This window comes from Pedobacter sp. (assembly GCF_035566355.1).
In the GTDB taxonomy this organism is placed as follows: Bacteria; Bacteroidota; Bacteroidia; order Sphingobacteriales; family Sphingobacteriaceae; genus Pedobacter.
On record NZ_DATMRL010000472.1, the window covers coordinates 1 to 6,106 of the forward strand.

At 41.3% G+C, this 6,106-nt stretch carries 5 protein-coding genes; 3 read left to right on the top strand and 2 right to left on the bottom strand.

The window, feature by feature from the left end:
• Both VNZ46_RS18435 and VNZ46_RS18440 read left to right on the top strand, forming a co-directional pair.
• The coding region (locus VNZ46_RS18435) for a PIG-L family deacetylase (protein WP_325561493.1) at positions 1–867 on the top strand (867 nt) is incomplete at its 5' end.
• A gap of 3 nt (positions 868–870) precedes the next feature.
• Positions 871–2,013: a DUF5009 domain-containing protein gene (locus VNZ46_RS18440; protein WP_325561494.1), complete on the top strand. Its 1,143-nt coding sequence runs from the start codon at positions 871–873 to the stop codon at positions 2,011–2,013.
• A gap of 35 nt (positions 2,014–2,048) precedes the next feature.
• Here the strand turns inward: VNZ46_RS18440 and VNZ46_RS18445 are convergent, their stop codons facing one another.
• Positions 2,049–3,581 (bottom strand): glycoside hydrolase family 10 protein, encoded by a 1,533-nt coding sequence (locus VNZ46_RS18445; RefSeq protein WP_325561495.1) that lies wholly within the window; start codon positions 3,579–3,581, stop codon positions 2,049–2,051.
• A 209-nt stretch (positions 3,582–3,790) separates the two neighbouring features.
• Between VNZ46_RS18445 and VNZ46_RS18450 the strand changes: the two genes are divergently transcribed.
• A complete protein-coding gene (locus tag VNZ46_RS18450) occupies positions 3,791–4,699 on the top strand; it encodes a hypothetical protein (RefSeq protein WP_325561496.1) in 909 nt (302 codons plus the stop codon).
• A gap of 10 nt (positions 4,700–4,709) precedes the next feature.
• On the opposite strand, the gene VNZ46_RS18455 is transcribed toward VNZ46_RS18450, so the two are convergent.
• Positions 4,710–6,106, bottom strand: a 1,397-nt coding sequence (locus VNZ46_RS18455) for a HAMP domain-containing sensor histidine kinase (protein WP_325561497.1), incomplete at its 5' end; no start/stop codon positions are given.

Sequence of the window (6,106 nt, forward strand, 5' to 3'; positions counted from 1 at the left end):
GCAGAACCCGCCAAAAAAAGGGTGATCATTTTCTCTCCACATCCCGATGACGATGTGATCTCTATGGGCGGAACATTTATCCGTCTTGTAGATCAGCATCACGATGTGCATGTGGCCTATCAAACTTCAGGAAACACCGCAGTTTGGGATGATGATGCCCTTCGTTTTGTGGAATTCAGTATAGATTTTGCCCAGAAAATGGGATTGGGCCAGGATGCTTTACAGAACATTTACGACAATATGCGTAAATTCATTGAGCAAAAGCAACCTAACCAGGTAGACACTCCGGAAATCCAGTCTGTTAAAGGTTTGATCAGAAAAGGAGAAGCTATTGCTGGTGCCCGCTATTGCGGACTGGAAGATGACCATATCCACTTTATGGCGCTTCCTTTCTATGAGACCGGCAAAAACCAAAAGAATCCGGTAACCAGTAAGGACGTGGAACTGACCATTGAATTACTTCAAAAAGTTAAACCTCAGCAGGTTTTCGCAGCAGGCGACTTTGAAGATCCCCATGGAACACATATTGTGTGCTTTAACATCATCCTTGCTGCATTAACAGAACTTCGCAAAACAGAAGCCTGGGCACAGGAATGCTGGTTGTGGATGTACCGTGGTGCATGGCATGAATTTGAAACCCATGAAATTGAAATGGCTGTTCCATTGAGTCCTCAGGAACTGGAGAAAAAGAAATATGCCATCTTCAAGCACCAATCACAGAAAGACCGTGCCGTATTCCCTGGAGACGATTCACGTGAATTCTGGAAACGGGCAGAAGACAGAAACCGCGAAACGGCAAAAGCTTACGACGACCTTGGACTGGCAGAATATGAAGCCATGGAAGCCTTCGTAAGGTGGAAATTCTAAAAGATGGAAAAGAGTTCTCAAAGGTTATTGTCCCTTGATTTTTTCAGAGGGGCAACAGTAGCAGCAATGATCCTGGTGAATAACCCGGGCGATTGGGGAAATATCTATGCGCCTTTGGAGCATGCCAGCTGGAACGGCTGTACGCCCACAGACTTGATCTTCCCTTTCTTTCTCTTTATTGTTGGGGTATCTATTGCTTATGCTATGGGGAGTAAAAAGGCTGATCCGGCCCTGCACAACCAGACTATACTTAAAGCCTTTAAACGTGCTTTGATCCTGTTTGGCCTGGGTCTGTTCCTGTCTTTATACCCAAAAGTCTTTACTGAACCCTTTGAGGCTTTTAAAACCGTCAGAATACCCGGTGTATTGCAGCGCATAGCCCTTGTATTTTTCTTTTCTTCCGTCATTTTTCTGAAAAATTCAGAGCGGAGCATATTTAAAATACTCATTGGGCTGCTTGTGGTATACTGGGCATTACTCACTTTTGTACCTGTACCGCATGTTGGCTATCCTAATCTGGAAAAAGAGACAAATTTAGGTGCCTGGCTGGACCGAAGTCTACTAACTGAGGCACATTTATGGAAATCAGCAAAAACCTGGGATCCGGAGGGCATCCTGAGTACTGTTCCATCAATCGCATCAGGCTTATTTGGCGTGCTGGTTGGTATTTATTTAAAGCGTAAAGATCTTGAGGCTGCTACAAAAATTGCCTGGCTGTTCTCTACCGGATTTGCTGCCATTGCCATGGGCTTGCTGTGGGATCTTGAATTCCCCATCAACAAATCTCTGTGGACCAGCTCCTATGTGCTCTATGCGGGTGGACTGGCAACCGTTATCCTCTCTTTGAGCTACTGGATCATTGATGTGCAGAAATACACCAGGTTTACAACACCATTTGTGGTATATGGGGTAAATGCCATTACCGTATTTTTCCTTTCCGGTTTAATTCCAAGAACATTAAACATGATACAGGTAAAAATGTCGGATGGAACAACAGCAGGTGCACAGTGGTGGTTGTATAAAAGTTTTTACAGCCCAATTTTTTCGCCTGTGAATGCTTCACTTGCCTGGGCAGTTACACAAATCCTTTTCTGGCTGGTCATTCTATGGATCATGTACAAGAAGAAAATCTTTATTAAAGTCTAAAAAAGAAAGCCTGATGAATCATCAGGCTTTCTTTTTTATTTCGTTTCTACACCGACAGGACCGCTTGGTTCACTTTCGTTCTTTAACCGATCCAGTGCTGTCACTAAATAATTGTACCTTTTCCCTTTTTCCACCGTCGTGTCAATGAAAGATGTAAAATCTTCAAAACTGATCCTAAGTATATTTTTAGGGTTTAAAACAGAAATTTTCTCCCCCTCCTCAAACCGATAGATCACATAGCCAGATGCGGTTTCTCCATCTTCTGCCATAAAAGGCTTGGTCCATTGGAGGTGTACGCCATCATTAGCAGCCTCTGCTTTAAAATTTTGAGGCGCATTTGGAACAACATCATCCAGCCAAGGCATCTGCGGAGGAAGAGCCGGATATTTATACAGATCATTCTTCAGAGAATCTCCAACAGCCCTCGCTACAGTAGTGAAAGATTTTGAACTAAAAAATACGCTACCCTGCACCCTGTTGTTCTCCCTCAGGTACCTGATCTGATCGGGAATCTGACTCGGTTGCCTCCAGGCAGCTTCCATTTTCTGGTTCACCAGGTACGCAGCCTGGCCAATGTATAAATGTCGTCCAAAAGTATTATTACTCCACCAGTCTACCAATGTTCCAAATGGGGCAGCTTTTCTGGTGAAACTAAAATAGATCTGAGGATTGATGTAATCTACCCAGCCCTCTTTAACCCATTTCCTGGAATCAGCGAATAATTCTGCATAATTTGAAAGACCATTCGTTTTAGACCCCTCTGCATCTTCAAAAGAGTTTTTCCAGATACCAAAAGGACTGATGCCAAACTTCACATACTTTTTATAATGGTGAATACTGTCGTCCAGCATTTTGATCAGCATGTCGACATTATTCCTTCTCCAGTCCTTAATATCTGTAAATCCATTAGGATATTTGGCAAATGTTAAAGCATCATTTATCCTCTGTCCAGAGATCGGATAAGGGTAGAAATAGTCATCAAAGTGAATTCCATCTACGTCATAGCCTTTCACCACATCAAGGATTACTTCAACGATATACTCCCTAACCTCAGGCAGGCCGGGATCGAACTGCTTTTTACCCCCATATAAAAAGAACATATCCGGTCGCTTTGCCGTCATATGGCCGCTACTTACTGTCGAACTCCCGCCCATAGTCGCCCGATAAGGGTTAAACCAGGCATGCAATTCCATTCCCCTGGAATGCGCCTCTTTAATGGCAAATTCCAGGGGATCATAACCCGGACTTGGTGCAAGTCCCTGTCTTCCCATCAACCACTGGCTCCAGGGTTCTCTTGATTTGGAATAAAAGGCATCCGCCGCCGGCCTGACCTGCAGGATAATTGCATTCATTCCATTCTTTTTATGCTGGTCCAGCAGCGCGATCAACTCCTGTTTTTGCTGATCTATGCTTAGCCCAGGCTTGGAAGGCCAGTCAATATTCGCCACTGTAGCCACCCAGATCCCTCTAAACTCTCTTTTTGGAGCGATTTTTGCAGTTGTTTGAGCAGATATAGTGTTGGGTAAAATAAATGCAACTATAATTGCATAAACAATGTTCTTAAGCATTCTTTATCTTTTTGACGTTCATTTGTGTGTTTTTGTAGGTTATGTAAAGTAATACAACACAACCCACCTAGGCAAGTAAACGATTTTTTTTAAAGTCTCATACAATTTGAGCATTTTTTTTACCATTTATTACATTTTTATCTTATGTTAGATTTTTTTTAGAATAACTAAAGAAAATTATTGAACTAAAAACTGAACATCTATTTGAAATGTTAGACCAAAAAGTTTCTGGTACTAAAGGCGACCATAACAAAGTTTATTTTCTCATTATCGTAATAGCGGCATTAATAGGCACAAATGCCTATTTATACATAAAAGACAGACAGGAAAGTGAACGCTTTGTTACTGTCAACAACGAAAAAGACCGGTTAAAACTAGAAGTTGAAAAGATAGAAGTTGAATTAGATAAAGTCAATGCAATTAACCTGTCGTTAACGAATAAGCTTCTTGAGGAACAAGGACTTGCACGTCAAAAAATAGCAGAACTGAAGTCTTCATTGCAAAAAGGACGGTTTAATAAAGATGAACTGTTAAAGGCCCAAAAAGAAATCAGAGAACTTCATGAATTTGTAAAAAGCTACAACGAAGATATCAACCGCCTGCAGCAGGAAAATTTTTTACTAAAAAACGAAAGGGACAGCCTGGCGAAGAGCTCTAATAAAGCCAGCGAAAGGGCCAATGCCTTAGCCAGAAGAAATTCTGAGCTCAACGATAAAGTAAAAACAGGAGCTATTCTAAAGGCTTTTAATGTGGGTGTTGCGGCCTACAAAGTAAAGAACAGTGGAAAACATATAGAAGTCACCAGCGCAAGTTCAGCAAAAAAGCTGGTCATTTCCTTTGGAATTGCACCGAATCCTTTGGCAAGGAAAGACTACCATAAGATCTATCTTAGGGTATTTGACCCGGCCGGAAATTTAATCGCAGACGAAAGCAATATGTTCGATGCGGAAAGCCAGCAGATGCAGTATAGTGAAATGATTACTATTTCCTATAATGATGATAACACCGCCTACTCTATTCAATGGGTTAATCCAAAAGAATTTATTAAAGGGACTTACACGGTCATTCTATATGCTGATGGCCATACAATGGGAAAATCTTCTATTCTGCTGAAGTAAATCTTCCGGTTTAAGCCAGCGGAAAGCTTAAGTAAAAAGTTGTACCCTCATCAATCACAGAATTGAACTCAATGGTTCCTCCTGCATTCTCTACAGCTTGTTTTACAAAGGCAAGTCCTAATCCGGTTCCTGAAGACTTCGTCGTAAAATTCGGGGCAAAGATCTTGTCCTGCAGCTCATCATCAATGCCTTTCCCGTTATCAGAAACCTCTACCCAGACTTTTTTCTGATCATTCCTGATTTTAATATAAATCAAACAACCATGCGTTCCTGCTGAAGCCTCAATTCCATTCTTTAATAAATTATTAAAGGTTCGCAGCAGCTGGTCTTTATCACCAAGAATAAACACATCCTGGTTACTCTGATTCTGAATACTGATCTCTACCCCTTTCTCATTTACAAAAACATTTCTGGCCTGCTGTATAATAGGCAGGAGCTGTAAGGTCTGTAACTTTGTATCGGGCATTTTCGCAAAGTTGGAGAATTCTGAAGCAATGGTTGCCAAACTATCTATCTGTTCAATAAAAGATTTATTGAACCTTTCAAATTTACGTTCAAAATTGACATCCTTCTCTTTCCAGGCTTTTTCCAGCAACTGAACACCAAGTTTTAGCGGGGTAAGCGGGTTTTTAATCTCGTGGGCCACCTGTTTAGCCATCTCTCTCCAGGCACTCTCCCTTTCAGATTTAGCCAGTTTTACGGCACTCTCTTCCAATGCTGCAATCATTTTATTGTACTCTTTAATCAGAGATCCTATCTCATCATGCCGGGACCATAAGATAGGCTGATTCTTTTGTCCAAGTTTCGTTTTCCTGATACTTTCCTGTATAAAGGTGAGTGGGCTGGTAATCTGATTGGCCAGGAATACAGCAAGTATTCCAATCGCTACGAAAACAAGGGCATAAATATTAATTAGGGTATTGACAAACAAGCCAATTTTAGATTGATAGTCACCCTCATTACCATAATAGGGCAAACCAATATAAGCAATCGTTTGGTTCTGCGGATTTCTGATTGGCGCATAGGCTGCAGAATAGGTAAAATCACCAATCGTCTCATTCGCACTGATGTATTCTGATCTTTGCAGCTTATTTAGATAAATATAGGCCTTTGCCCCCATTTTAGTTCCCAGGAGCCCATAATCGTATATCTTTGGAATAGATGTATAAAGAAGGTTCCCGCCGGTATCAAAAAGATTCAGATAAGCGCCATTGATATCTGAAAACTGATTAAATTCTTGATTAGACTGATCTGATGCTGCTGGTATCCCGTTTACATAAACTTGCTTCTCATAGGACAACTGAATCTTCCTCAATTTCTCCCTGATGAAATCATCCTGCTGTTTCCTGTATTCTGAACTGATATAAAAAAAGGTAGTCCATCCAACAATCAACAGCGTAGCCACAA

What these genes read in the sequence shown, in the direction of transcription:
- VNZ46_RS18450 (WP_325561496.1), top strand. Translation starts at nt 3,791, where the DNA reads ATGTTAGACCAAAAAGTTTCTGGTACTAAAGGCGACCATAACAAAGTT.
- VNZ46_RS18445 (WP_325561495.1), bottom strand. Translation starts at nt 3,581, where the DNA reads ATGCTTAAGAACATTGTTTATGCAATTATAGTTGCATTTATTTTACCC.
- VNZ46_RS18440 (WP_325561494.1), top strand. Translation starts at nt 871, where the DNA reads ATGGAAAAGAGTTCTCAAAGGTTATTGTCCCTTGATTTTTTCAGAGGG.